This window comes from Shewanella sp. M16, from assembly GCF_018224605.1.
GTDB lineage: Bacteria > Pseudomonadota > Gammaproteobacteria > Enterobacterales > Shewanellaceae > Shewanella > Shewanella oncorhynchi.
In genome coordinates this window covers 17,218-43,672 of the sequence record NZ_JAGTUL010000034.1, presented here as the reverse complement: position 1 = coordinate 43,672, position 26,455 = coordinate 17,218, and the positions used below count along the sequence as shown (strand labels likewise).

The following is a 26,455-nucleotide window of genomic DNA, read 5'->3' as shown; positions in this document are numbered from 1 at the left end:
CTCGTCGGGCTCATAACCCGAAGGTCGTCGGTTCAAATCCGGCTCCCGCAACCACTTTCTATATGTGTTTATAAAGAGAAACAGCTTATCGGGCTCAACTCCTTATAAACAACAGGCGAAGGTAGTCAGTTCAAATCAGGCTACTGCAACCAATTCTTAGATGACAGAATTAAAACAGTTATTAACAGCAATAATCGGACGCGGGATGGAGCAGCATGGTAGCTCGTCGGGCTCATAACCCGAAGGTCGTCGGTTCAAATCCGGCTCCCGCAACCACTTTCTATATGTGTTTATAAAGAGAAACAGCTTATCGGGCTCAACTCCTTATAAACAACAGGCGAAGGTAGTCGCTGATTTAACATTAGCAATCCGGCTTCCGCAACCAATTCTTTGATGACAGAATTAAAACAGTTATTAACAACAATCGGACGCGGGATGGAGCAGCATGGTAGCTCGTCGGGCTCATAACCCGAAGGTCGTCGGTTCAAATCCGGCTCCCGCAACCAATTCTCTTTGTGAAAGAGAAAATTGACCAGCATAAGCTGGTTTTTTTATATCTAAAATTCATAGAAAACCACAGTTAAATACAGAACAGAGCAACATGCTCACTTGTCGGGCTCAATTCTTTATAAACAAAGGATGAAGGTCGTCGCTGATTTAACATTAGCAATCCAGCTCCCGCAACCAATTCTCTTTATGAAAGAGAAAAATAACCAACACAAGCTGGTTTTTTTGTATCTAAAATTCGTAATAACCCTCTGTAAAATCCTAACCAGATCACTATGGTAGCGCTCATCGGATTCAACGACCTATAAACAACCGATGAAAGCCATCAGTTCAAATCATCTTCAACAACAGCGTCCAAAATAAGATTTAAACTGATCAACTGACATCAATGCATTTTTTGGATGTCAAATTTCGCCATAAAAGTGTCGGACAATATGACTCCTGCCATAGCACCAAAGGAAACGGCGAAAATCATGATGAAAGGTAGAGGTTTCAAATAAGCAGAAGTGAGAACACCTTGACCGAACCAGTGCAGTAAAAGACCAAGGATCATGACGCCAAAAGCGAGCTTGTTCGCGGCAAAAAACATCGGAATTTCGAACGCCCACAACGCTTTATTTTCCTTAAATTGAGCGAAACCGAAATAGAGATAAAGCAGCAATGCCAACATAGCGATCGCACAAACGCTGAGTGTATAGCTTAATTGAGATGTCCCAGCCAAGACTTGATAGCCGATACGAATGGCATAAATACCGACACCCAACCAAAGTATCAGTAGTGGCAATAAAATGAGTCCCATTTTTTATCCTTAAAAGTTGAGATATACATGCACTTTGCACCTAAAGCGAGCTCTGAAAATAGGCGCTTAATGCTATCCCAGACCTCGGTTCGTGAAGTGAGCGCTTGAAGTAAGTTCTTAGATTGAGCACTTAGCGTCAGATCCTATAGAAAGTTAGGACTTGGAATGAGCGCTTAGAGTCTATTCTTAAAGTAAATGCCTTAAGCAACCGTTAAAATAGCGCCAAGACCAGCATGCTACTTTATCCGCGCCATATGATACACACTGACAAACTCACCATTTCTAAAAGCAAAATCCTTCGACTCACCTTCAATTACAAAGCCAAACTTTTTATACAGACCAATGGCGGCATGATTATCGGTATAAACCGTTAATTCAATTCGTTTTATATTCATCCATTTATCGGTAAGCTCAAGCATAGCGTTAATCAAAGCGCTACCAACACCGCGGCCTTGGTAGCTGTCTTTTACCCCCATTCCAAAGGAGGCAACATGCCTACGACGGGGTTGCTCGTACACCTCAAAACCCAACTCGCCAACAATTTCACCTTCAATCTCTGCGACATAGCGACTAATATGATTCGATGTTGCCGCAAGGCGTGACTCCCATTTATCAGTCGATGGCCAAGGGAGTTGTAAGGTACCCGTATAGGCATTTGGGCAGGCATATACGGCTTGAATGGCTGCGGCGTCACGCTTCTCTGCATGCCTAATCGTAATCTTTTCCAATGAGTCCCCTCCATGGTTTTCTAATAAAAAATACCTGTCCGGTTCAACGTACACAGAGCTAAGCACACAGATCTAAATCAACGAATTAGCTTAGGCACAAAGGCGCGAACACTGTGGCGAATCGCAACTCTGCCCGCTTCTTATCAAACCGACTTTACGTATGAAGCTTGTATAAGACAAGTATGAAATTTAAAAAACTATTGATAAACCTAGTTTTTATATGGATAGATATCAATTGAGATGAGAATTGAATCATAGCGCTATTTCCACAGCCTTATAACCACAACCCTGCCTCGACACCGATGTTGAAACACTGGGCAAATAAAAACCCGCTCAAGATAGGTTCTTGGCGGGTTTATAAGATTCAGGCACTAAAGTGATAATTGAGTTGAATACTTCAACCTTCCATTAATCCAATACAATCAATAGTATGGTTCTAATATAAACTGTTTAATTAAAGTGGTAAACGACCATTAAAGGACAGCGCCAACGTAGTACTATCCACGTATTCCAACTCGCCACCTACGGGTACGCCATGGGCAATGCGGCTTATCATCACTTTGTGACGTCTGGCCATATCGGCAATAAAATGCGCTGTAGCCTCACCTTCTACTGTTGGATTTGTCGCTAAAATCAGTTCGGTGACATCACCCGATGCCAAATGGCGCTCGAGTAACGCTAAGCCTAACTCTTCTGGCCCTACACCATCGAGGGGCGATAAATGGCCTAAAAGCACAAAGTAACGGCCAGTGAAATGTCCACCCGCTTCAATGGCTAACACATCAGCCGGCGTTTCCACCACACAAATGGTGGAGGAGGTTCCGCGTTTATGGCTAGCACAGATCGGACAGAGGGTTTCTTCAGTGTAGGTTCGGCAAGACTGACAATGACCGACGTCACTCATCGCACTGGACAGCGCACTGGCTAACTTAAGCCCTGCTTTTCGGTCGCGTTCAAGTAACTGAAACGCCATACGTTGCGCCGATTTAGGCCCAACCCCAGGTAAACAACGCAGGGACTGAATTAACTCATCTAACAATGGACTAAATTTCATCGGCTATCTCAATTAAAATGGCATTTTCATGCCTGGTGGTAATTGCATGCCACCAGTAACTTCAGCCATTTTAGTTTTTTGGTTTTCTTCGATTCGACGGGCAGCGTCATTACAGGCCGCAGCAATCAAATCTTCCAGCATTTCTTTGTCGTCTTCCATCAGGCTTGGGTCGATTTCGACTTTACGCACTGTGTGCGCGCCTGTCATAGTCACTTTCACCAAACCAGCACCAGATTCACCCACCATTTCCATACGGGCGATTTCTTCCTGCATTTTGGCCATTTTTTCTTGCATCATCTGGGCCTGTTTCATCAAATTGCCCATACCGCCTTTTCCAAACATAGTCATTTCTCTTCTATTAGGGTTAGTCGCAAGCATTAACGCGGCTAATCTTACTTAAATAAATGGGATTGGCAATCAATGCCGTTATCTTGTTAATAAACTTATGATCTCGATGCAGAGTTTCTCAGCAGCATCACTATAAATATGCACTCGAAGCCTAAATTTAAACCACAACGCTACAAATTAACGATGAAAATTTTACCCAAAGACTCGCCAATAATGGCTAACTCGCGGCCTCAGTTAACTCTGGTAACGCTTGTATTTGCTGACTGCGTAAATTCAACAACTCTGGCGGATACACTAGACTATCGGCATCGAGTTCGGCGCCCATACGTTGGATCAACCATTGCACATTGTCATCATGGATCAATGATTGATGCGCTTGTTGTAGCAACTCTTGGTGGAAACGCTTACGTAACTCTAAGGGCGTTTCCCGCTGTTCATCGATTCCTATGACCACTTGTACCCGTCTTGGGTTCCCGAGCGCGGTAGTTAAGGCTTGCTCAAGCTGCACTATGGCAACATCGGCCGCTAGATGCTTCTGGTTTGGTTTAAGCAGCAACGGCAAAGGATCACTCAAAGTTTGACAGACAGAATTAACCGCCAGTTGCCGCACTCGCCCGCCGATCTCTAAGCTCGCCATCAACTTGTACCAATGTAAATCTAATGGATGACCGCTAATAGGTTGAGTCGAACTGAGCGCGACTTGTGTCTCCTGCATGTGTTCCACTGTATTCGACGCATTTGTCAGTGCTGTTGTGCTAACCGAAGCAAACTCTGAGGCGGGTATTTCTTCTTGACGTACAGTGTGAGTTTGAAGTATTTCCGACTTCAAACTTGATGCTGCGACCTGCCCGTCACTCAGGGATAGAGTGTCATCTTGTGCATGATTAGGTGCGTAACTCTCGCCTAAAAGCTCTTGAGCATGACTGACTTGAACATTATTTATATCAGTAGCTTGCGCGCTCACCGGCTGAACACTGTCAGTCTTATTGCTATCGACTTGCGTCACTTCGATAGATTCAGCTTCAGGCGCTGCCTCCCAAGGCGGACAATCATATGTAGCAGACGGTTTGACAGGCTTCTCAGAGACAATTCCAGTTGAGATGACGACTGAAGATACTGCTTGGTGCAGCTCGATAGGCTCAAGTTCTAAGTCGAAGTCATCATCAAAATCTATCACTAAATCAGGGTCTAAGTCAGATGCTGGATCAACAGAAAATGCCACACTTGGCTGACTCGCTTCAATTTTAGTAACCGATTTAGGTAAGGTTACACCATGTAATTTAGTGTTTGGCGTCTTAAGTTTTGAGTCCAATGACGACTTTTTTTCATCACCGTCCTTAGCACTTAAGGCGTCAAGATCCGATAACAGCGAATCCCGCGCCGCCAGCACAGCCGAGAGAATATCATCATCGGCTAAGGATACAGAAGCGGCTTGTTGTAGCGCTTGCTCTTGTATTGAATCTGATACTGAGGTCTGTGATTGAGTGAAGACTTGAGCCACAGGTGCTGACTGACGATCAGCAGAAGCTTGCATGCCTGCAGCGTTTGAAACGCCTACAGAACTTTGCACATCAACAGAATTTATTGCCTCTTGCGAATCAAAGCCATGGTTAAAGTTATCATCATTATAAGCGCCAGAGGAAAAATCAGCATAAACGTCTTGATAGGAATCAAGTGGAGCTGACTCTAGGGCATAATCCTCCATCGCTGAATATGAATGCTCAGCTTCATTTCCATGAATGCGATTAGCATCATGCCCTAGCTCAAACGCGTTGTTATCGATGTTGTTATCGAAGATGTTCTCTGCAGCAGGGTCTTTATCAGAAAGAGCTTTATCTACACTGTCACCACACTCAACAACTGTTGAATTGACAGCAGTTTCAGGCTCTGCCGTATTCACTAGACTCGGTTCGGAAGCTGTTGTGACTAATTCAATTCCTTGAATATTCTGAGTATCAATACTAGCGACCGATGCCTCGATACCAGCAACAGATTCTGAAGTGTGTATAAGAGACGCTTGAACGGTTGATACCGTTTGAGATTTAGCCTTGGTATTCAAGATGTCAGTGTTAAATCCCTGACTCTGGGCCTGACTTAATATAATCGCCTGCTCGGCAATTAATGCCGCATCCGCTTGGAGCTCAGCATCAAGTGCCTGCTCTGCGGTATCGGCAGGCTCAATTAATGCTGTTTTTTTTTCAGCAGGCAGTTGTTCCGCAGTATGTGGCTCAGCAAACGTTTGTTTATTTACATCATGAGCTTGCGCTGTCGTAGCAGACGTTTGACCTGCGGGTAAACTGATCTCAGCGACAGCATCAGGCAGCCAGCGCTTTACCGGCTTTTCAGGCACAAACGCCACAGCGCGTAATAGTGCCATCTCAAGACCCGATTTAGGATCCGGTGCATGGGGTAAGTCTTTGCGGCCTGTTAATAAAATCTGATAATAAAGCTGCACTTGTTCCGGCTTAAGCTGTTCGGCAAACGCGCGAATCTGTGCGCTATACAAGGATTGCTGCGCGCAAGCGGGGGCAAATTGGGTCAAGGTAATTTGATGTAACAACTCAAGTAAACTGCGTAGCACTTCTTGGGCATCTGCGCCGTACGCGAGCACTTGGGCACAGGTATGCATTAACACACCAATATCGGCATCGGTTAAGGCATTAAGCAAGGCAACTACATGCTGCTCATCAATACTGCCAAGCATAGTTTGCACTTGGCCAAGCATCACATTACCGCCACCAAAGGCGATGGCTTGATCTGTCAAACTCAAGGCATCACGCATACTGCCATTGGCAGCTTTAGCCAGCAATTTTAGGGCTTCTGCATCAAAGGGAAACTGCTCTTGGGTCAAGATATGATTGAGCTGAGTGCCAATTTCAGCTTGGGTCAGGCTTTTTAAATTGAACTGCAAACAACGGGATAACACAGTCACTGGCAGTTTCTGCGGATCGGTTGTCGCCAGAAGAAATTTAACGTGCTCGGGGGGTTCTTCTAAGGTTTTTAGCAGTGCGTTAAAACTGCTGCGCGACAGCATATGCACTTCGTCGATGAGATAAACCTTAAAGCGGCCACGGGTTGGACGATACTGCACATTGTCTAACAGCTCACGGGTATCATCGACCTTAGTGCGAGATGCGGCATCGACTTCAATCAAATCGACAAATCGGCCTTGGGCGATTTCCACACAGCTGCCGCAAACACCACAGGGAGTCGCTGTCACGCCTTGTTCGCAGTTTAAGCCTTTGGCAAAGAGTCGCGCTAAACTGGTTTTACCAACACCGCGCGTTCCCGTAAACAGGTAAGCATGGTGTAAGCGCTGCTGGCTTAACGCATTGGTCAAGGCATGCAAAACATGGCTTTGGCCAACCATTTGATCAAATGTGGCAGGGCGCCATTTTCTGGCTAACACCTGATATGACATGGAACTCCCCAGAGTATGTGATACAAAAGCGGGAGCATGCGCCCCGAGAACTTTGAAAGATAACATGTCATGATTTGACATGCCATCAAACTATCCCAAGGCGCCTTTAGCTGCAGATTTATTCGCCTTCAAACTCACAAAGTTTAACCAACTCAAGCCCTAATGTGGTTAAACGTGCTTCACCACCTAAATCAGGTAATGAGATCACAAAGGCCGCATGTTTAACTTCACCGCCGAGTTGGCGGATCAGTTTAACGGTCGCTTCGATAGTACCGCCAGTGGCGAGTAAATCGTCAACAACGAGCACTTTGTCATTTGCGCTAATCGCATCAGTATGAATTTCTAGGCTATCGTGTCCGTATTCCAGTTCATAGCTTTGGCTGATGGTTGCACGCGGCAATTTACCGGGTTTACGCACAGGTACAAAACCGATACCCAATTCTAAAGCCAACGGTGCACCAAATAAGAAACCACGGGCTTCAGTGCCCACAATTTTGGTAAAGCCTTGACCACGATAATGTTCAACTAACAAGTCGATGGTCGCTTTATAGGCTGCTGCATTCTCAAGCAAACTGGTGACATCTCGAAATAAAATCCCTTCCTTAGGATAATTAGGAATCGTTTTAATGCTTTGCTTTATCAAGGATAAGGTTTCTGTATTCATAGCCATCATATTTGCTTAATAAGTTACTTAATCAATTCACCAACCTAGCGGTGGCGGTATAAAACAAAACGTCCACACTGGGTGGACGCATTGTCGAAAGTCGGACAAAGCTTATGCCGCTTTAGTTTTAGTTGCAACAATCACAATGCACAAGTGATGGAAAGGTTATCAATTTGTGCCTTAGATCAAACCCTGTTGGCACTCAGTTAAATAGCCTCAACAAGAACACGACTAAACTTTCAGTCACAGCACTTGAGCCCATTCAATCACTCAATCATCCCTCTATTTCAGGTATACCTTTAAGATACCAAAGTAGGATCAACGCCATGACAAACAGCAGGCCTTTTACCCAAAGGATAGGGACCACAATAATACTGAGACTAAAACTGAGTGCGCTAACTATCATGGCTTTGCGTTTCAATCCCTTACGCATTGCTCGCTGCTCTTGCCACTGGGTTAAGGCGTCGGCAAACCAGGGATGTGTCATCAACCAATGGTGTAAACGTTCACTCGAGCGGGCAAAGCAGAAGGCAGCAAGCAAGATAAAAGGCACGGTCGGCAATATCGGTAGCACGATACCGACTAAACCTAAGACTAAAGCGGTTAAGCCTAACAGTAAAAATAATCCGCGCTTTAATACCATAGGTTTAAATGCCCTTTATCGGAAAAACAAAAGCCACTCGAAGAGTGGCCAATAGGCTACGCGCTAGAGATTAACGCTCGCTTAAATTAAACCTAAATGCTTTAACCAAGACAGACTTGCTGGCAGAGTCGGCAACAGTAAAACTAAAATAAAACCAATAAAATACAAAAAATTAAATGGGTCTTTAAACGGCTGACTACTCATTACAGCTCCTCTAGTATGTGCAAGTATAAGTGCGCAGGAATCGTACAGTGATTGAGATCACAAAACGGCCGACATTGTAGCGGTTTGTCAAATTAATAAAAACCCTCTAAATGTAGGGTTATTGCATTTATTTCGGCAATAAACCCAACCTTAAGACTGACGTCCGCGCACTATCCCTTTGGCCGCTAATTGCTCGAGTAACTGCATACAACCTTGCTCAATAATCTCTGGCGCCATTTGAGGGTAAGTGATTGTTAACCAATCAACTATCTCTTTAAAAACCGCTTGGCCTTGAGCTTGAAGAAATGCCAGCACCTGTGCGCTTAAGGGATTTAACTGTAGGAAACACACTTCGCAATCGGCATCTTGATAGAGACAAAAAAACACTGGCGTATCGAGTTGTTGCTGCGGACGATAATCCTGACGAATGTGCTGCACCTCAAAATGATACTGCGCTACCCTCGCCGTCTGCGACAAACATAAAGTCTGCGTCGACATTTGCGCTGAGCTGAGTTGAGATTCATCCTCACTCGCCTGTGCGACCGCAACGGCCAACTCTAGCCATTCATAGTGCGCTAATTCGAGCATAAAAACAGGATCATTTGCCGTGGGCTGATATTCCTGCAGTAAAAAATCTAAAAACTCACCTGCGATATCGATAAAGATGGGCGATTGGCAATCATGTTGACTGAAAAAACGCTGCACCAAAGTCAGCCAATCCTCCTCAGAATACAAACTTTTCAGTACGGGAAAGCCGTTCGACACAAATCCCAGCACATTATTAAAAAATAACTCGCGGTAAACCTGCATACACCGGAAATCAGTATCCGCGGGCAATGGCGAAGAGGGATCGCGGATATAATCGATAAAGGATTGCTGTACTTGCTTAAAATCCATTAGGCGCTCCTCTTTACGGCATGAGCACTATTTTGGGCATGGGAGTTGGACGCCGCCATTTGATAACCGTGAATTTGATTTAGCTCGAGCAATAATTCAGCGGTTGTCGGCAAATTAAAGTCACGCTCAAGCAAAGTCGGTTTTACCCCATGCAAAGCATAACAGCGCTGTAATAATGTCCAGACGGGATCGTTAATGGCAGCACCATGGGTATCAATGAGCAGATCTTCAGCTTGTTTGTAGTGCCCAGCAATATGCAGATAAGCGATGCGCTCCGTCGGCATGGCCTGTAAAAAGGCATCGGCATCGTATTGATGGTTTATCGAGTTCACATAGATGTTGTTCACATCCAGTAGCAGTTTACAATCGGCTTCTTGCAGCACGGCATTAACGAATTCAAGTTCTGTCATTTGCGCACCTGGAGCGGCATAAAAAGACACATTTTCTAAAATAAGCGGCCGCTCTAGAATATCTTCTACTTGCTTGACCCGCGCCGCCACATGCTTCACTGCAGCGTAGGTAAAAGGGATAGGCATTAAATCATATAAGTGACCTTGCCCTGAGCAATAACTTAAATGTTCGGAATAGACTTGGATTTGATGTAAATCCATAAAGGTTTTGATATTTTTTACAAACGCGAGATCTAAAGGTTCAGGGCTACCAATGGATAAACTCAAACCGTGGCAGTAGAAAGTATGTTGCTCAGTCAACTCACGAAATTGGCGGCCAAATTTACCACCTAAGGTCATCCAATTCTCAGGCGCCACTTCAAAAAAATTAATAGCATCAGGCACCTGTAAACAAAATTCACTGAGCATTTCTCGTCTTAATCCCAGCCCTACCTGTGCCGTATTTTTTTGATCATTCATAGAACCTCACGAACGCTAACCTGTAATCGCTTAAGAATAAAACACAAGAGACCAGCGCTGACTGGCCTCTTTAGGCTCAATTATCCCAATAACTGCAGGGATAAAACAAACCCGCTTTACTTCACTTCTTTTTTAACGGCTTCGACTTTAGCATCCACTTTTTCGGCGGTTTTCTTCAAATCAGCGCCACATTTCGCTTCACCACACTTACCTTCATGGGCCTTATCAGCGGCTTTCTTCATGTCAGCACCGCATTTCGCTTCGCCACATTTCCCCTCATGAGCTTTATCTGCAGCCGCTTTTTTCATCTCAGCACCGCATTTAGCCTCACCACACTTACCTTCTTTGGCTTTTTCAGCGGCGGCTTTCTTCATGTCTGCGCCGCATTTGGCTTCACCACATTTGCCTTCTGAACCGACAATTTGATAGCCCGCATCCATAGCTTCAAAACCAAATGGGTTAGTTTGTGCATTGACAGCAAAAGCTGAACTCATCACAACTGAACCTAACGCTACTGCAACTGCTGTTTTTTTAACTGAATTCATAAATAATCCCTTCTTGTTTATTGAGTAATAATGACCAACAACAGTTTAAGTAGCTGGCTTACAACAAAAGACCTGCCTTATTTCGATTCTATTGCAAAAAAATATCACTAAGTCACAGAAATGGTCAAAATATCCTGCTAGGACAATCAGTTTAGCTTGGATTTTATTTATTGGCGTACCTATTCATCCTCCTTCACAAGGCCACTTTGTAACTTAGCGCTGATAAGGTAGAATGCTCGCCCTTTGCAACAGATATGGGTTTACTGCAGTGCGTGTGATTTTGGCTCCAATGGAAGGCGTAGTAGACGCTTTGATGCGTGACATCCTATCGACCATCAATCCCTACGATTTGCTCGTCACCGAATTTGTGCGAGTGGTAGACCAACTGCTACCTGAAAAGGTCTTTCTCAAACTGTGCCCTGAACTGCTCAACAACGGCAACACCCCTTCAGGTACGCCAGTACGAGTACAATTGCTTGGTCAAGAACCCCAATGTATGGGCGAAAATGCCCTGCGTGCCATTGAGTTAGGCTCACACGGTGTTGATGCAAACTTTGGCTGTCCAGCAAAAATTGTTAACCGCAGTAAAGGTGGCGCCGTATTATTGCAATATCCTGAGAGTGTGCACGATATTGTCAAAGCCATGCGTCAAGCAGTACCAAAAGAGCATGCCGTAACGGCCAAAATACGTTTGGGCTATGAAGATAAGTCACTGTTTATGGAAAACGCCATTGCAGTGTATGAAGCCGGTGCAACTGAACTTGCCATCCATGCGCGCAGTAAAGTCGACGGTTACAGACCGCCAGCCTATTGGGAATACATCACCGAAGTACGCAAACGTTTGCCAATCCCGGTGATCGCCAACGGTGAAATTTGGAACAGTGACGATGCTAAGCGTTGTATCGAAGTCACGGGCTGCGACAGTATCATGATCGGCCGCGGGGCAATTTCATTGCCGAACTTGGCTGATACTATCAAGACAGGAGCTACTCCTTATACTTGGGCGCAAACCTTAGGGCTCATGCTCAGTTATACCCAAAGGGAACTCAATGGCCGTAAGAGTGACTATTATCCAGCCCGGATCAAACAGTGGTTCACCTATCTCAACCGTCAATATCCCGAAGCCGATACCTTGTTTAGGGAACTGCGAGTCTTTAAAACAACGGAAGAAATAGTCCGCGTATTAGAAACGGCGCAACGGAACTTATGCGACGAATAATCGCGACGATATTTATGATAAAAGGGCTTTTGCCGTAGCACATATAATGCGATAAGAATGAAGTACTTTTTCGATTTTTAACGGCTAAAAAACCGAAAATGTGGCAGATACTTGATCTTTATCATAGTCGTTGATAGTGGAACTATTAGACTGGACGCCTAGAGTCAAATGAAATAGGCGATTTTACGTGAGCACCACCCATATCAGACATGAATTGTCAGAGCTTGAAGCTAATCTAAGGAAAGAAATAGGCGCGCTCCCTCTGTTCCTCGAAGCCATAGGGGAGCATTACGCTAGCCTGAGTCTGGCAGAATTAATTGATAAATTGGCTCAGACACCACTGGCTGAACACCCACTATTTTGCCGGTTAAATAAACTTGATGCCGCCTTTTGCCAGCTCGACTTAGGTCTCTACGGTCTTTGCTCGGATTGTGAGGCAGAAATTGAAACCGAACGCTTAAGCCAAGATCCCACCGAACAACGCTGCACCTCCTGCGCCGAGCATTATCAGCATGAACACCGCCACGAACTGCGCCTCACACATTGATAGCGCTCATTCGACATCCAGTAAACTGCCTTATAAGTAAAAAAACCTCCGCAAGCGGAGGTTTGAGTTATCCAGGGAGGGCGGACAACCTAAAACTTCTGGTTTATTCTCAGGTAATACGTTCTACCTAACACATCATATAAACCCACATTCACATCGCGATAATCGGCATAGGTGTAATAGTTTGGTGTTTCAGCATCAAACACATTATTCACCCCTACTGTGATAGAGCCGTTATAAGCATGGGTATAACCAAACTGAATGTTATGTTTAAAGTAATTATCGTAATCAACATAACGGTCGGTTTCTTCTAACTCGTTGAAATAACTTGCTGATTGACTACCAATATAAACAACTGTCCATGCGGCAGAGAAATCATCGTATTTCCAACTGGTCGCAAAGTTACCGCGCCAATCGGGCGAGTCAGTCGACCCTGCGTAGTCGATCATGTCTGCTTCAGCGTTATCCTGCTTTTTAAAATCAAGCACATGAGTTAAATCCAGTTTGAAATTGAAATCCCCAAAGCCTGTTTCTAAGTTATAAGCCGTAACAAAATCGATACCTGAGGTCTCAACTGTAGCTAAGTTACGAACTCCGGCTTCAATATATTCAATCTTGCCATCAGGGCCGCGAGTCACATAGGGAGAAGAACCATTCTTGATTTCATCACGCAGGATATCATCCACATCAATTGACTCAATTTTGTTGTCATAGGTGATTGAGTAATAAGATAACTCCAAGTTCCATGCGTCAGTGACATTCCAAACGCCGCCAAAGGTTAACGAGTTGCCCTCTTCTGCCTCTAGATCAGGATTTCCTCCATACCAGGTTTTATGTTGATTATTAGTCGCGCAATAAATGGCATCCACGTTACCAGGTTCATTACACCATAAAGAATCAACACCCTTCTCAAAACTCAAGGATTGAGACGAGAACATTTCGCTCATATTTGGCGCGCGGAATGAGTCACCATAGCTAGCACGCAGTAATAACGTGTCTATAGGACGCCAGCTTAAACCAAACTTAGGCACCACGGCATCGAAGGTCGATGAATTAACGACTTCCCCCTGAGGCCCTGTGAGAGTTCCTTCCTGCTCATAGCGCTCATAACGTACTGCGGCAGAAAACTCAACATTCGCGGGTAAGCCAACTTGGAGTTCCAAATAAGCAGCGCTACGGTCACGCGTGGCATCCACATCATCACCACCCGAACCGCCGGAGATAATACCCGCGGCCGATTCAGGATCACTGGTTTGCTTAAACTTGATCATTTCATATTCAAGACCGCCGACCATAGCGACCGAAAGATCACCATCATCGAGCAGTAAGGTCGAAGCAAGACCATCCAATTGAGTACTTTCAAATTTGCCCTGATAAACCCCAGTATGCGCAGCTTTACGATACAGATCTGTCATCTGTTGATCCCACTGCTCATAACTCATTCCAGAGGAATTGAAAATATCATATTGCTCTGAATCAATTTCTTGCTGAATAATATCGTCGTTCAGTAAATTATAATTAAAACTATTTGTCGTCGATGTTGCGTGCTGGGCATTTAATTCCCAGTCGATACCATTCCCTGAATCTATTGTACCAACAAAGCCACCTAGAATATCAAAGTTGTTGGTTTCAGTTAATGTATCTCGCTCGCCAAGTTGCGCGCCTCGCATAGAAATCACTAATTCTTCGCCAACTGGATTAAACTTATTATCGGCACTCATCACAGGGGTATTCGTTGATACTGGCGTACCCGCATAACGGGTTTCAGTTTCTGCTAATGAAGCAGAAGCACGACCTCGGAATTTTATATTCTCAGAAATCTCATAGGAGAAATTAGATAACAGCGAATTACGAGTTTGATCGCCAAATAACTTAGTGACATTACCATGATTATATAAACAACGACCATCACCTGAGTCTATGGTATTTTCCGTTTTTTCACATATATCTGAATTACTATACCAGCTACCATTGCCTGGTCCATATTTACCGTTTGGTACTGAGCTATATCCACTATATGCGTTATAACTTGAATCGTCCATTCGCCAAATATCACGATCCATTACAGCTTTAGTATCATAATATTCATAGGTTAGCGTGATATTGCCTTTATCAGTATTAAAGCCCGTTGCAAGTGATAAACGGTTGGCATCGCCTCCTTCAACACTTGGCTGCTCAGTGCTGTAATCGAGTTGAAACCCTTCAAACTCCTTCTTAGTGATAATGTTTATCACGCCCGCAACCGCATCGGAACCATATACTGCCGAGGCGCCATCGCGCAGGATTTCAATACGCTCCACGATAGCCATAGGGATAGAAGATGTATCGGCCACAGAGCCAGAGCTCGAACTCGTGCCCGGCATACGGCGTCCATCTAATAACACTAATGTCGCAGACGCTCCTAAACCACGTAAATTAACATCACTGGTTGAGCTTGCTCCTGATCCATAGCCAGAAATACCACGCCAAGAACCAAAGCTGTTTATCGCGGAGTTATTCAATACGTCAGCAACGGTTTTTTCACCCGTCATGGCAATATCCGCAGCATTAATGACAGTCACGGGTGAAACAGTTTCCATATCAACTTGTTTAATACGAGAACCCGTCACTTCAATACGTTCAACTTTCGCATTTTCTTCTGCTGCATTTCCCACTGCAGAAAAGCCTATGCCAGAAAAAACCACACTGCTTGTCGCCACTGTAATTAAACTAGTACGAACAGCTTTGGCCGTTAAACTTAAATAGCGCATTAATCTCTCCTTGAGGTAAATAAAACCCTATGTTTGTTATTTTTATATTTGGCAAGCGAACTCTATTTCGCTGTAGGGATAATGTTAATGCGCAACATCTAAGTCAACCATTAAAAACAATTAATCTCAAATTAAAACAAATTGACACAAAATAAATCAACTTGAATATAAAATATCCGGATATACATCATGGGGTTAAGCAATACAGACCTGTTGAATATATTAAATATTTAATTTGATACAATAAATCTCAATTGTTAACCAAAAGAGCACCGAGAAACTCACACCACAAATGAATCAAACTGTATCGAAAATAAAACGCTGAATATTAATTTACACTTAGTTCAATATTAATTAACCATAAAAAATGCCACTCATTTGAGTGGCATTAATATTGAAACACTGAGTAATGATTGATTACTTAAAGTTGGCAACCTTCAACACTTTTTGAGTTCTCATAAACAATATCGCCTACAGGATTGTAGTCAGCAGCTTTAATCACTTGTTTCTCTTTCAAGAAAGAATAGAGTAAATCAGCATCAACAAAACCCGTTTGAATTGGGCTGGTTAGTTTAGGATAACCGTCACCACCCGCAGCATTAAAGCTAGGTACAGTGAACTTATAAGTGGCTGTTGGGCTAAAATCCTTGCCGCCAATGTCGCTGATGTTGGCTGTTTTAGCCTCACAGTCAATGGTCATTTTCACACCAGTGATTTGTGCATAACCACCAGAACCGACTTGAAGACTGCCGACTGCGCCTAAATAAGCCGCAACTTCAGTACCCGTCATTTCGTTAAGGGTAACCATATTACCAAATGGCTGAACTGTCAGCACGTCACGGTAACTGATGTTGCCTGGTTTGATAGATGCACGTACACCGCCTGAGTTCATTACACCAAAATCAGCAGTCACTTTAGCACTTTGTGCCATCGCTAACATACGGCCTAAGTTAGTTTGCTTATTACGCACGTTTGCACGCTCACCATCTAACAGGGCATCCGTTGTCGCAATGACTTCGCCTAACTTAGCTTGACCTTTCTCTTGATAGTAAGAAAGCAGTTCTTTTAACTCTGAATCCGGTTCAATTTTAGTGCCAGCTAAGTCAGCAGTTTTCTTACCAGCATCATCCAGTTTGCGCATATTCACAGGGACAAGCTTGTAGCTCGCTAGATGGAGTTCACCGTTAAAGTATTCAAAATCTGCACGGCCAACATATTTACCCCATTCATGGGCTTGCATGATCCAAGTGCCATTTTGTTTATCAGGTGCACATGCATCACCAGGTTTAAAGGCTGCATAGGCTTTGTTGTCAGTCCCCGGTTCCATACACACTGGATTCTGTGAATGACCACCGATAACAACTTGTAAATCCCCTTCTTTCAATGCGCGAGCCATAGCCACATCGCCAGGGGCATTACTACCATTTTTACCATCCGCGTAATGACCCATGTGCGTGGTAGCGAAAATGATATCTGCCGCTTTGGCATCTTTAATTTCTTTAATCACTTTAGCAACTTCCACCTTGGGATCGGTGAATGTTAGATCGCTAATGTATTCTGGGTTACCAATCTTAGTAGTGTCTTCTGTCGTTAAACCAATAACAGCAACTTTAAGACCATTAATGTCAAATACTTTATAGGCATCAAAATAACGTTCGCCAGGTTTGCCTTCGGCATTTTTACGGTAAATGTTCGCCGCTAACATAGGGAATTCAGCAAGGCGACGCTGCATATCAAGTACTGATAACGGATTGTCAAACTCATGGTTACCAACAGCCATGGCGTCATAACCAATTTTATTCATGCCCGTAAAGTCTGGTATGGCATCTTGAAGATCAGATTCTGGTACACCCGTATTAATATCACCACCAGATAATAATAAGGTTTGACTGCCATTCTTACTCACTTCTGCACGAATTTGATCAACCAGAGTTTTCTGAGCGGCTAAACCGTATTCACCATCACTGTTTTCCCAGAAACGGCCATGGTTGTCATTGGTATGTAAAACGGTAAACGTTTTACAAGCACTTCCCGCTTCAGCACACGTTGTTGGAACTTTATCGTCATCACTATTATTACAACCCGCAAGTGCAGCGAGAACAGCAGTTGCAACTAATCCTTTAATAAGCATATGTCTCATTACATCAACCCCTTGATTTTAATTATTTTATCATAGAAAGATTGCCGTGAACTCCATCAAGTTCAGCGTCACGGATAATAGCAAATAATAAAGATGAATTGTGTCATTTTTATTAAAAACTTGACATTTATATGAAATTTGACGGGCATTTTAAGAAGGATTTGTTTCATATAAAAAATAAGCTGAATGACTGATTTTTATATATTTAGAGAATACAAAATAAAAATGGAATAAATGGATTTTAATCGTTTGTTATAAATAACTTAGGAAATATGAAAAAACATCGCGATTGTTCCTTTAAAAAAACAAGCATGGGTAAATTTCAACTTACCGCATGCTGTTTTTATCAGCAATTAGACTTATCTACATTTCAAATCGCTGTAATAACCATTTAGAAATCGCTTTCAATTGTTCCGGAATGACAGAATGAGGCATTGGATAACTCTGCCACGTAACATGATAGCCGCCCGCCGTTAAGGCTTCTTTTGCTAACATTCCAGCGGATAATGGTACAACATCATCCTGTAGACCGTGTTGCTGTAATATGGGTGTATTGCGATTCGCCGCACTTAATTCAGCGGGTAACACATCGCCCGTCGGCAAATAGCAAGACAACGCCATAATCCCTGCAAGTGGCTCTGGGAAACGCAGTCCAGAGAATAAACTCATGACTCCACCCTGACTGAATCCCGCTAATACGATACGTTGGCTCGCAATACCCGCTGCGATTTGTTCATTAATTAATGCGGCAACCATTTTCTCCGACTCAAGCACGCCTTGCATATCGGCTCTATCATGCAAATCCATGCTTTTAATATCGTACCAAGCGCGCATAACGTAGCCACCATTAATGGTCACGGCTTGCTCTGGTGCATGGGGAAAAATAAATCGAATAGCATGATCTGCAGGTAAGCCTAATGCAGGCACTACGGGAGCAAATCCGGCCCCCGAATCCCCTAATCCATGTAACCAAATAACCACAGCCGTAGCAGGAGTCTTAGGTTCGACAACAATACGCTCAAGAGAAACTGACATACTAAAAATTCCCAATTCGATATTAAACACTCATCAACTAAAAAATGATGATAAATCTATACGTTAAACACTCATCACCACTCGGGCACAGGTTATTCAGCATCCATGCCCAGCACATCTTGAATCGCACGTAACTGAGTATTTGAGTCCAATACTAAGCTCCAACGTACACCGCCACCATCGGCGATCAGCATAGGAGGCTGACGTCTCAAGCCGATATCCTCAGCACTCGCTTGCAGTACGATGCTGGCAACGTTGAGGCGCACTTGAACCTCGAACTCAGTAACGATTAACTTACCCTGCGAAAAATCTAACACCATTTTGATAACCGCCCTATGTGAAAACGCCGTCATCATAGCAAACTTGTGCTCTTTTACCGATGGCATTTCCTGACCAGCATCCAAGCCATTAAAGTTTGATTACATTTGAGCTAACAGTGAGATAACAAATCCAGTGAATTATCAGGTAAACTTTTGCGCTATATAGAGTGGGTTAACAGAAAACCAAGCTGAATTGATGGTCTTATCGCCCCAAACTCGAACTAACATACTTCATCATTAGGCTACTATAAATAATGCTTTCACTTCGTCGAACCGTCCTTTGCAGCACCCTAGTCTTTGCCCTCCAACTAATTCCCTGCGCTTATGCCAATAGCACTCCAAATACCTTAACCACTGAGCCTACTGCCACTGTTGTACAAGCTGATACGCAGCAGAACCAAGATGCACTGACCTACGCCAATTACACTGAAGTCAGCGTGAGTCATTTGGAACTAGCCCTTGTAGTTGATTTTAAGCAAAACCGCTTATCCGGTGAAGCCACCCTCGATTTAGCTTGGCATAAGGCGGGGAAAGAACTCATCTTAGATACTCGAGATCTGACGATTAACAGCGTAAGTGCTTTAAATACAGCGGGGAAATGGCAAAGCATGCCATTCACGTTAGCCAAAGCGGACGCTGTAAAAGGTGCCGCGCTAACCATCAAACTTGCTGATGAAAATAGTCAAAAGGTCAAAATCAATTATCACACGTCGAATAATCCGTCTGGTATTCAATGGTTAACCCCTGAGCAAACCCAAGGTAAACAGTTGCCTTTTATGTTCAGTCAGAGTCAGGCGATTCACGCCCGCAGTTGGATCCCACTGCAAGATACGCCAGCCGTTCGCCAAACCTATAGCGCAATAATTACTGCCGATAAAGCCATAACTGTGGTCATGAGTGCCGATCGCAAAACCCTGTCGAGCACGCAGACCCAATTCACTATGCCGCAGGCTATTCCAGCTTATTTGATTGCCATTGCGGCCGGACATTTAAAGTTTGCTCCCTTAGATAACATCTCGGGCATTTGGGCTGAGCCAGAGATCCTCGACAAAGCGAGCAAAGAATTTGCCGACACGCCAGAAATGATCAAAATCGCGGCTAAACGTTATGGCGATTACCCTTGGGGACGTTATGACTTACTTATCTTGCCACCAAGTTTCCCCTTTGGCGGCATGGAAAACCCGCGTTTGTCTTTTATTACACCCACAGTGATCGCGGGTGATAAAAGCTTAGTGAGCCTCATCGCCCACGAACTTGCGCACTCGTGGTCGGGTAATTTAGTGACCAACGCCACTTGGCGCGATCTCTGGCTTAATGAAGGTTTTACGACCTATGTTGAGAACCGCATCATGGAAGATCTCTATGGTCGTGACCGAGCGCTGATGGAGCAAACCATCGGCTACTCTGAATTGCTTGCCGAGCTTGCAGAACTTACTCCTGCCGATTCAGTGCTACATCTCAATCTCGGTAAACGTTCGCCCGACGAAGCCTTCAGCGGTGTCCCTTATGTAAAAGGCCAGTTGTTCTTAATATTTTTAGAGCAAAAATTTGGCCGTGAACGCTTCGACACTTTTGTAAAAAGCTACTTCGATCATTTTGCATTTCAGAGTATTACTACGGCGCAATTCCGTGAATATTTATCTTTGAATCTATTAAACAAATATCCCCATCTTGTCAGTGAAGGCGAAGTGGATACTTGGATTGAAGGTCAAGGTTTACCGTCATTTCTTGTGCCGCCTAATTCCCATGCCTTCGATGATATTGATGCTCAAAGACAAACTTGGCTCGAGGGTAAACTCAGTGCAAGCGAGTTGAAAACCAGCACTTGGACAGTCCACCAGTGGTTAAGATTCATCAATGAAATGCCAAGGATCAATCTAGATCAAACCAAACTTGCCGAGCTAGATAAGGCGTTCCATTTTACGGGCACTGGCAACAGTGAAATTGCTTTCGCATGGTATTCACTCGCCCTAGACAACGGCTATTACGCAGTACTACCCGCATTAAAACAACACTTAACCCATATTGGCCGCATGCGCTTAATCGTGCCTTTATATCAAAAGCTAGCAAGCTCTGATAAATACGACTGGGCCAAGAGTGTCTATCTCAAGGCTCACAGCGGCTACCATCCCCAAACCCAAGCAAGCCTAGATATGATGTTTGCCGACAAACCACTCGAGCATGAACATAGCCATTAGCGAGATAAAGAGCCATTAGCGGTTGCGACAATCATTAAGCCATTAGCACCATAAAAACAAAAAGCCCAAACCTAGGTTTGGGCTTTTGCTATTTAATCTTTAGCCTCGATTCATTCAACTCATACTGAACTTATACTCCACTCACATTGAGTCAGATAAAAGCCAAGTTCGAAGCCGAAACCTAAAGATTAGTGGTGATGACCACCTGCACCATGGGCATGACCGTGGGCGATTTCTTCATCACTCGCATCACGGGCACCTACGACTTCAATATCAAATGTCAGTTCGCGGCCGGCTAATGGATGGTTTACATCCACAGTCGCCATAAACTTACCCATTTTAACGATAGTCACTTGGCGCTGACCTTGGTCGGTATTAACCACTGCTGTCATGCCTGGTTTCCACACAGTCGCACCCAGTAAATGCTTAACTGACACACGTTGGTGTGCGTCAGCATCCGCTACACGCTCACCGTAGGTTTCAGCGGCAGGCAAGGTCACAGTGAACTTTTCACCTATGGCTTTACCGTTTATCGCGTTTTCTACACCTGGCATCATGTTGTCATGACCGTGTAAATAGGCAATCGGATCGCGACCTTCGTTCGTCTCGATCACTTCACCTTTCTCGTCGCGCAGTGTGTAGTTAAACTGCACAACCATATCGTCTTTAATGCTCATCGAATATCCTTTGATTTTCTTCGATTTCAATTGTGGGCCGAGCTTAACAAAACTGCGCTTTTCACTCCACTTTTTTATCCGGCCTCAAAGCACTCAAAACCCGTAGCGAGCGCTCTTTGGCTACAGTGACAGTCCTAAAGCGGTAAACACCTCTGGGCTTGGGAAGCCATCGGCAATCATCTGTTTGCTACGTTGAAAGGCTTGCAACCCTGCCATAGAGTTACGTCCCAACACGCCATCAGGCTTACCAACATCAAATCCAGCCTCGTTCAGTTTTGTTTGCAGTTGCTTAACTTGCTCGCGACTTAAGCGTGGTTGCTCAGGCGGACTGACTGTCAAGGGTTGTCCACCATTAATACGATCGGCTAAGTGCCCAACCGTAATGGCATAAAATTCGGAGCGATTCCAACGCATGATCACATTAAAATTCTCATAACCTAAAAAGGCTGGGCCTGTGTGTCCCGCAGGCAAATACAGCGCAGCTTGAATATCGACGGCAGGCAAAGGTTGCCCATTCGACTGCGTTACATTGAGCGCTGCCCATTCCGATAACGACAAGGGCTGTTTCGCACCTAAATGACTGTAACTAAAATCCTTTGGCAACAAGACTTCACGCCCCCAACGCTGATTACGCTGCCAACCTAAGTGCTGCAAAAAATTCGCGGCAGAAGTGAGCGCATCTGTGGTGCTATTCCATAAATCGGCCTTACCATCGCCATCGTCATCGACCGCATATTTGGCATACGCAGAAGGCATAAATTGCGTATGTCCCATAGCACCTGCCCATGATCCCACCATAGTGTCATCATCGAACTGATACTTTTCTTTCAGTTTTAAGGCTTGCATCAGCTCTATGGTGAAATAATTGCTACGGCGTGGCTCACAGGCCAAAGTCGCCAGCGAATTCAATACCGACATTTTGCCTTTATAGGAACCGTAGTTCGTTTCCAGTCCCCAAAAAGACAAGATATATTGCGGCGGAACGCCGTATTTTTGCGCTAATTGATTAAGTAAGACACTGTGCTTTTGCAGTAAACGGCGGCCTTCATTGACGCGCCATTCGGTCGCGCGCTTACTGAAATAATTATCAAATGTCTGGCTGAATTCGGGTTGCTGTTGGTCCAGCTCTATCACTCGAGGGACAAATTTCAAGTTCGCAATGGTAGAGTTTATCGTCGCCTCAGACAGGCCTTCTGCACGTGCCCGCGCTTGCAGTCCAGTCAAGCACATTGGAAACGCCTCTGCATTAGATTGTACGCTAGCACTGATATCGGGCATTTGATTGACTTCAGCAGCAATGCCACTTGCGTTAGAGCTGGTTGCGTTAGCACTCGCCGTTGGCGCACTTGAACAGGCACTCAGACTGACACAGGCGGCAATACTCGCAAATAGATAAGTTAACCCTTTAATTTTAATCAAATCAACAACTCCAATATTTGATCTCACAACAATCACACTGTTGTGGCTAAACACGACAATATTCCATCTTCAAGAGGGAATTGCCCTAGAGAGATATTCGCCTTGGCATAACAAGTTAAAGGTTAGAATCCAAAACACCTTTAACGGCCAAAAGCATAGAAGACATGTTTCTCCGCCACGTAAAGCCCCTATCTGAGCCACATTTAGTCAGTAAAACAGCCTGTACCAAGGCGACTCATTACCAATAATCCTGACCCATAGTGACACGTAACACAATCCTTATCGCCATAAATACCTTGCGGCATAGGCTTATTGCTCAGTTATCCAACACAAAAAAAATCTTAACAAAGAATCCCTTGGTATCGCAGCACGTTACCGTATAATGGATGAGTTAACAGCACACATCAAAGAGACCTATCATGACTGAAATCAATGCGGCTTTGGCTGGCTTTATCAAAAATGTAAAACAACATCAGACGCTTTGGGGTCTAATGGATGAAACTGGCGAAGGCTGGGTCGTTTGTGATTCTTCAGAATTTGAAGACACAGATGTGATGCCATTATGGTCAAATGAAGCTACTGCAAAATCCCATTGCAGCGACGAATGGCACGACTATCAACCCGTTTCTATTTCATTAGAAGAATTTCTAGAATATTGGGTCTCAGATCTAAACGACGATGGTGTATTAATCGGTGTTGATTGGCAAACCGATGAAGATTGTCTTGAACTTGATCCGATTGTTTTAGCAAAAGATTTGGTTGATGTTGAAGAAGTTTAATCGCTTCAGTATGCCATTGATGGCATCAAGGACTGAGGTGCTCATTCCTTGATGTCTGCTATTCCGCTTATCGATATTCCCTTCGACAAACGCCATACTTGCTGGTTTTGTGGCGAACCGAGCCATCAACACTTCGAATATATTGCACACACACATACACCACATTCTTCGTTAGCTGTGCCCGCCTGCAGCGAATGTTTGCGATTAGCCAAACAACATACTCTTAGCTCCATTTGGGATTGTCGTATGGCCGTCAAAGATGCACTAATGCGTATTTATGCGAAACACCTCGCCATTGGGATTAATTGGACCGAAGAAGAGCTTGCTGAGTCCGAATTCTCCTGCAAAGTGTTTGAAGGTTTTAAAAAAAGTGCTTGGATGATGTACCAAATTGCCCGCGACCGTATCAATGCGCCCGGTTGGCCACTGGTATTAGAGGGCGAAGAAATTGACGACCAAGGTTATAACGCAGGTTTTGAATTCGATGGCGTGACTTTTAATTCAGTCAAGGCCGCAATTCAGTACTACTCGACACAATTCACCTTAGATCCACAGTTTTTTGCCGAACTTGTGCGCCTCGTCGGTCGATCAAGATTCAACTATGCCTTAAGGCTCGCCCGTATCCATATCGCCGCCGCCAAAGAAATGAAGCGCCAAGTATTACACGATGTAGCAGCCGAATTAGCGTTATAATCGAGCGAGTTACAGGTAGTTGGTCGGTAGATGTTCGCAGAAAAGCAGTTGAAAAGGTAGCAGTTGAAAGAATGTGATTCAAAGACCGTATTAAAAACTGTTATTAAAGCGTTCCTTAAAAATACTAAACCTACCGATGATCGACTCAAGGTCAATCACCGATAGTTCGAATCTCAAAATGCGATCAGTGATTGATCACTTGTCTTAATCTTTCTTGCACCACTTCCACCAGCAAATCCGGTTGGAACTTAGAAATAAACTTATCACAGCCCACTTTTTCAACCATGGCATGGTTAAAACTGCCACTCAACGAAGTATTTAAGGTGATGAATAAATCCGACATAGCTTTATCGCTACGCACTTCAGAAGTGAGCTTATAACCGTCCATTTCGGGCATTTCGGCATCGGTAATCATCATCAATAATTCTTTGGCAACTTGTTTACCTTCATCACGCCATTTCTGCAATAACGTCAGCGCTTGTAAGCCATCAGATGCCTCAATAATTTCGATACCCAGTTGGCCTAACGTTTCACGCACTTGACGTCTGGCGGTCGATGAATCATCCACAATCAGGATTTTTCTGCCTGGCATTTCATGGACTAAGGTTTCGTCGAGTACACCTTCAGATAAACGGATATCGTAGTGAATGATCTCCGCCAAGACTTTTTCTACGTCGATAATAGACACTAACTGCGACTGACCTTGATGCTCTATGCGAGTAATTGCCGTTAGATAATTATTACGCCCAGCCGTTTTCGGCGGTGGCATAATATCGCTCCAAGTCATGTTGATAATGTGTTCAACCTTACCGACTAAGAAACCCTGCACACTACGGTTATATTCTGTGATGATCATATTGGCATCTTCGTTAGGCGGCACGGGCTTAAACCCTATGGCCGAACGTAAATCAATCACGGGGATAGAAATTCCGCGAATATTAGCAACACCAGAAATATGCGGATGACTACCCGGCATCGCATTCAAGGGAGGAAGCTTGACAACTTCTTTGACTTTAAAGACGTTAATGGCAAATAACTGCGTGGAATTAATGCTAAAGAGCAACAACTCAAGTCGGTTCTCACCAACGAGTTTGGTACGCTGATCTACGGTTGCAAGTACGTTTGCCATAATGCTGCTTCTCTACTCTTGAGGAAAATCCTTTCCCCACATGCGACGGATTAGCTCAAATTATAGCGGTAAACTCCCATGAAGAACCATGCCGAGAGTCTATTTTATCTAAAAATTACAACCACTCTCGCAAAGTTCGGCCATAAACTTCGTTTAGCGCATCTCAGATATCTATATCCCTAAGCTGATATCTTCAGATAATACGCGACATTGCTAATATTTGGTCTTAGTGTTAACGCAATATTTTCTGGGCGAGCACCATACCCGCAAGATTAAAGGCATTTCTATCGCGGACAATCTCAAATCCCAGCTGGCGCAATACCATTAACAACTCACTATGATTAAAGCGATTCTGCTGTGGATGCTCAAATAAGCGTCGGCTCAATGGATTACAAATTGCGGCACGATATAAATCCTCTATCACAAAGTATCCGTTCGGTTTCAGCACCCTTGCAACTTCCTTAATGGCCGCTTGCCACTCTGGAATATGGTGGAATACGGCAAAATCAAACACCATATCAAACTCGCCATCGGCAAAGGGTAAACATGTTGCATCAGCAACCGAGAAACTCAGCCCTTTTAACCCTTGCGGCCGAGATTGCCAACGGGATTGTGCGGAGGCAACCATTTCAGGATCGATATCCACTGCCGTGATATGTCCCGCGCCAAAATGTTCGCGGATCAACTGAATACCGTTACCAAACCCACAACCTATTTCTAATGCGCGTTCGCACAAAGCCATAGGTTTTGGCATCATAGAGGTCAATAAGGGCGCTTCGAGATGATTTTGTAGCCAAAAACGTAATGGATGCTGAACGATCTTTTTCTCAAATGGATTTAATTTCATGCCATCCTCTCACTATGGGTAAA

24 protein-coding genes and 2 tRNA genes are annotated in these 26,455 nt (G+C 44.2%); 7 read left to right on the top strand and 19 right to left on the bottom strand.

Features of this window, described 5'->3' with window-relative positions:
* Window positions 1-199: 199 nt before the first annotated feature.
* Together KFE26_RS18750 and KFE26_RS18745 are read left to right on the top strand one after the other, a co-directional pair.
* A tRNA-Met gene (locus KFE26_RS18750) sits at window positions 200-276 on the top strand.
* A 153-nt stretch (window positions 277-429) separates the two neighbouring features.
* Window positions 430-506 (top strand) — tRNA-Met (locus KFE26_RS18745).
* A gap of 386 nt (window positions 507-892) precedes the next feature.
* Here KFE26_RS18745 and KFE26_RS18740 read toward each other — a convergent pair.
* The 11 genes from KFE26_RS18740 to KFE26_RS18695 all read right to left on the bottom strand — a co-directional run bounded on the left by KFE26_RS18740 (window position 893) and on the right by KFE26_RS18695 (window position 10,679).
* Complete coding sequence (locus KFE26_RS18740) at window positions 893-1,306, bottom strand: hypothetical protein (protein ID WP_212601335.1); 414 nt, start codon at window positions 1,304-1,306, stop codon at window positions 893-895.
* Between the two features lie 236 nt (window positions 1,307-1,542).
* Entirely contained in the window at window positions 1,543-2,034 is a 492-nt protein-coding gene (locus tag KFE26_RS18735; protein WP_006082080.1) for a GNAT family N-acetyltransferase, read from the bottom strand.
* A 454-nt stretch (window positions 2,035-2,488) separates the two neighbouring features.
* A complete protein-coding gene (gene recR, locus KFE26_RS18730) occupies window positions 2,489-3,088 on the bottom strand; it encodes a recombination mediator RecR (protein WP_028759631.1) in 600 nt (199 codons plus the stop codon).
* A 12-nt stretch (window positions 3,089-3,100) separates the two neighbouring features.
* Window positions 3,101-3,430: a YbaB/EbfC family nucleoid-associated protein gene (locus KFE26_RS18725; RefSeq protein WP_028759630.1), complete on the bottom strand. Its 330-nt coding sequence runs from the start codon at window positions 3,428-3,430 to the stop codon at window positions 3,101-3,103.
* A gap of 223 nt (window positions 3,431-3,653) precedes the next feature.
* Window positions 3,654-6,857, bottom strand: coding sequence for a DNA polymerase III subunit gamma/tau (gene dnaX, locus KFE26_RS18720; RefSeq protein WP_409437991.1), 3,204 nt, complete (start codon window positions 6,855-6,857; stop codon window positions 3,654-3,656).
* A 118-nt stretch (window positions 6,858-6,975) separates the two neighbouring features.
* Window positions 6,976-7,527, bottom strand: a complete 552-nt coding sequence (gene apt / locus KFE26_RS18715) for an adenine phosphoribosyltransferase (protein WP_211085974.1) — start codon at window positions 7,525-7,527, stop codon at window positions 6,976-6,978.
* Between the two features lie 268 nt (window positions 7,528-7,795).
* A complete protein-coding gene (locus tag KFE26_RS18710) occupies window positions 7,796-8,164 on the bottom strand; it encodes a YbaN family protein (protein WP_028759627.1) in 369 nt (122 codons plus the stop codon).
* Between the two features lie 81 nt (window positions 8,165-8,245).
* A complete protein-coding gene (locus KFE26_RS24225; protein WP_006082086.1) occupies window positions 8,246-8,368 on the bottom strand; it encodes a hypothetical protein in 123 nt (40 codons plus the stop codon).
* Between the two features lie 150 nt (window positions 8,369-8,518).
* Window positions 8,519-9,265 (bottom strand): DUF2063 domain-containing protein, encoded by a 747-nt coding sequence (locus KFE26_RS18705; protein WP_212601333.1) that lies wholly within the window; start codon window positions 9,263-9,265, stop codon window positions 8,519-8,521.
* Window positions 9,265-10,134, bottom strand: a complete 870-nt coding sequence (locus KFE26_RS18700) for a DUF692 domain-containing protein (RefSeq protein ID WP_212601332.1) — start codon at window positions 10,132-10,134, stop codon at window positions 9,265-9,267. The genes KFE26_RS18705 and KFE26_RS18700 overlap by 1 nt, the downstream gene beginning before the upstream one ends.
* 116 nt (window positions 10,135-10,250) lie before the next feature.
* Window positions 10,251-10,679, bottom strand: coding sequence for a hypothetical protein (locus KFE26_RS18695; RefSeq protein ID WP_212601331.1), 429 nt, complete (start codon window positions 10,677-10,679; stop codon window positions 10,251-10,253).
* A 268-nt stretch (window positions 10,680-10,947) separates the two neighbouring features.
* On the opposite strand from KFE26_RS18695, the gene KFE26_RS18690 reads away from it, so the two are divergent.
* Both KFE26_RS18690 and KFE26_RS18685 read left to right on the top strand, forming a co-directional pair.
* Window positions 10,948-11,898 carry a tRNA-dihydrouridine synthase gene (locus tag KFE26_RS18690; RefSeq protein ID WP_105253104.1) on the top strand — a complete coding sequence of 317 codons (951 nt, stop codon included), beginning with the start codon at window positions 10,948-10,950 and terminating at the stop codon, window positions 11,896-11,898.
* Window positions 11,899-12,085: 187 nt separating this feature from the next.
* The gene (locus KFE26_RS18685; RefSeq protein ID WP_105252207.1) at window positions 12,086-12,445 is read left to right on the top strand and encodes a TraR/DksA C4-type zinc finger protein; all 360 of its coding nucleotides are present in this window, start codon (window positions 12,086-12,088) and stop codon (window positions 12,443-12,445) included.
* A gap of 89 nt (window positions 12,446-12,534) precedes the next feature.
* Here the strand turns inward: KFE26_RS18685 and KFE26_RS18680 are convergent, their stop codons facing one another.
* The 4 genes from KFE26_RS18680 to KFE26_RS18665 all read right to left on the bottom strand — a co-directional run bounded on the left by KFE26_RS18680 (window position 12,535) and on the right by KFE26_RS18665 (window position 18,690).
* A complete protein-coding gene (locus KFE26_RS18680; protein ID WP_212601330.1) occupies window positions 12,535-15,195 on the bottom strand; it encodes a TonB-dependent receptor in 2,661 nt (886 codons plus the stop codon).
* Between the two features lie 421 nt (window positions 15,196-15,616).
* Complete coding sequence (gene ushA, locus KFE26_RS18675; protein ID WP_212601329.1) at window positions 15,617-17,335, bottom strand: bifunctional UDP-sugar hydrolase/5'-nucleotidase UshA; 1,719 nt, start codon at window positions 17,333-17,335, stop codon at window positions 15,617-15,619.
* Between the two features lie 363 nt (window positions 17,336-17,698).
* Window positions 17,699-18,370, bottom strand: a complete 672-nt coding sequence (locus KFE26_RS18670) for an alpha/beta hydrolase (RefSeq protein ID WP_212601328.1) — start codon at window positions 18,368-18,370, stop codon at window positions 17,699-17,701.
* 92 nt (window positions 18,371-18,462) lie between these two features.
* Complete coding sequence (locus KFE26_RS18665) at window positions 18,463-18,690, bottom strand: DUF3389 family protein (RefSeq protein WP_106651841.1); 228 nt, start codon at window positions 18,688-18,690, stop codon at window positions 18,463-18,465.
* A gap of 254 nt (window positions 18,691-18,944) precedes the next feature.
* On the opposite strand from KFE26_RS18665, the gene KFE26_RS18660 reads away from it, so the two are divergent.
* The gene (locus KFE26_RS18660; RefSeq protein ID WP_212601327.1) at window positions 18,945-20,888 is read left to right on the top strand and encodes a M1 family metallopeptidase; all 1,944 of its coding nucleotides are present in this window, start codon (window positions 18,945-18,947) and stop codon (window positions 20,886-20,888) included.
* 188 nt (window positions 20,889-21,076) lie between these two features.
* Here the strand turns inward: KFE26_RS18660 and KFE26_RS18655 are convergent, their stop codons facing one another.
* Together KFE26_RS18655 and KFE26_RS18650 are read right to left on the bottom strand one after the other, a co-directional pair.
* Window positions 21,077-21,565 carry a peptidylprolyl isomerase gene (locus KFE26_RS18655; protein WP_105252202.1) on the bottom strand — a complete coding sequence of 163 codons (489 nt, stop codon included), beginning with the start codon at window positions 21,563-21,565 and terminating at the stop codon, window positions 21,077-21,079.
* Between the two features lie 120 nt (window positions 21,566-21,685).
* Window positions 21,686-22,984 (bottom strand): lytic murein transglycosylase, encoded by a 1,299-nt coding sequence (locus KFE26_RS18650; protein ID WP_212601326.1) that lies wholly within the window; start codon window positions 22,982-22,984, stop codon window positions 21,686-21,688.
* Window positions 22,985-23,403: 419 nt separating this feature from the next.
* On the opposite strand from KFE26_RS18650, the gene KFE26_RS18645 reads away from it, so the two are divergent.
* Entirely contained in the window at window positions 23,404-23,763 is a 360-nt protein-coding gene (locus tag KFE26_RS18645) for a DUF2750 domain-containing protein (RefSeq protein WP_028759614.1), read from the top strand.
* Between the two features lie 51 nt (window positions 23,764-23,814).
* On the top strand, window positions 23,815-24,456 hold the full coding sequence (locus KFE26_RS18640; RefSeq protein ID WP_212601325.1) for a hypothetical protein: 642 nt from the start codon (window positions 23,815-23,817) through the stop codon (window positions 24,454-24,456).
* Between the two features lie 184 nt (window positions 24,457-24,640).
* Here KFE26_RS18640 and KFE26_RS18635 read toward each other — a convergent pair whose 3' ends face one another.
* Complete coding sequence (locus KFE26_RS18635) at window positions 24,641-25,585, bottom strand: chemotaxis protein CheV (protein ID WP_105252200.1); 945 nt, start codon at window positions 25,583-25,585, stop codon at window positions 24,641-24,643.
* Between the two features lie 232 nt (window positions 25,586-25,817).
* A complete protein-coding gene (locus tag KFE26_RS18630) occupies window positions 25,818-26,432 on the bottom strand; it encodes a class I SAM-dependent methyltransferase (RefSeq protein ID WP_212601324.1) in 615 nt (204 codons plus the stop codon).
* Window positions 26,433-26,455 lie beyond the last annotated feature (23 nt).

Bases quoted from the DNA above. Each gene is read 5' to 3' on its own strand.
- KFE26_RS18740 (WP_212601335.1), bottom strand. From the start codon at position 1,306: ATGGGACTCATTTTATTGCCACTACTGATACTTTGGTTGGGTGTCGGT.
- recR (WP_028759631.1), bottom strand. From the start codon at position 3,088: ATGAAATTTAGTCCATTGTTAGATGAGTTAATTCAGTCCCTGCGTTGT.
- KFE26_RS18725 (WP_028759630.1), bottom strand. From the start codon at position 3,430: ATGTTTGGAAAAGGCGGTATGGGCAATTTGATGAAACAGGCCCAGATG.
- dnaX (WP_409437991.1), bottom strand. From the start codon at position 6,857: ATGTCATATCAGGTGTTAGCCAGAAAATGGCGCCCTGCCACATTTGAT.
- apt (WP_211085974.1), bottom strand. From the start codon at position 7,527: ATGGCTATGAATACAGAAACCTTATCCTTGATAAAGCAAAGCATTAAA.
- KFE26_RS18710 (WP_028759627.1), bottom strand. From the start codon at position 8,164: ATGGTATTAAAGCGCGGATTATTTTTACTGTTAGGCTTAACCGCTTTA.
- KFE26_RS24225 (WP_006082086.1), bottom strand. From the start codon at position 8,368: ATGAGTAGTCAGCCGTTTAAAGACCCATTTAATTTTTTGTATTTTATT.
- KFE26_RS18705 (WP_212601333.1), bottom strand. From the start codon at position 9,265: ATGGATTTTAAGCAAGTACAGCAATCCTTTATCGATTATATCCGCGAT.
- KFE26_RS18700 (WP_212601332.1), bottom strand. From the start codon at position 10,134: ATGAATGATCAAAAAAATACGGCACAGGTAGGGCTGGGATTAAGACGA.
- KFE26_RS18695 (WP_212601331.1), bottom strand. From the start codon at position 10,679: ATGAATTCAGTTAAAAAAACAGCAGTTGCAGTAGCGTTAGGTTCAGTT.
- KFE26_RS18680 (WP_212601330.1), bottom strand. From the start codon at position 15,195: ATGCGCTATTTAAGTTTAACGGCCAAAGCTGTTCGTACTAGTTTAATT.
- ushA (WP_212601329.1), bottom strand. From the start codon at position 17,335: ATGAGACATATGCTTATTAAAGGATTAGTTGCAACTGCTGTTCTCGCT.
- KFE26_RS18670 (WP_212601328.1), bottom strand. From the start codon at position 18,370: ATGTCAGTTTCTCTTGAGCGTATTGTTGTCGAACCTAAGACTCCTGCT.
- KFE26_RS18665 (WP_106651841.1), bottom strand. From the start codon at position 18,690: ATGGTGTTAGATTTTTCGCAGGGTAAGTTAATCGTTACTGAGTTCGAG.
- KFE26_RS18660 (WP_212601327.1), top strand. From the start codon at position 18,945: ATGCTTTCACTTCGTCGAACCGTCCTTTGCAGCACCCTAGTCTTTGCC.
- KFE26_RS18655 (WP_105252202.1), bottom strand. From the start codon at position 21,565: ATGAGCATTAAAGACGATATGGTTGTGCAGTTTAACTACACACTGCGC.
- KFE26_RS18645 (WP_028759614.1), top strand. From the start codon at position 23,404: ATGACTGAAATCAATGCGGCTTTGGCTGGCTTTATCAAAAATGTAAAA.
- KFE26_RS18640 (WP_212601325.1), top strand. From the start codon at position 23,815: ATGTCTGCTATTCCGCTTATCGATATTCCCTTCGACAAACGCCATACT.
- KFE26_RS18635 (WP_105252200.1), bottom strand. From the start codon at position 25,585: ATGGCAAACGTACTTGCAACCGTAGATCAGCGTACCAAACTCGTTGGT.
- KFE26_RS18630 (WP_212601324.1), bottom strand. From the start codon at position 26,432: ATGAAATTAAATCCATTTGAGAAAAAGATCGTTCAGCATCCATTACGT.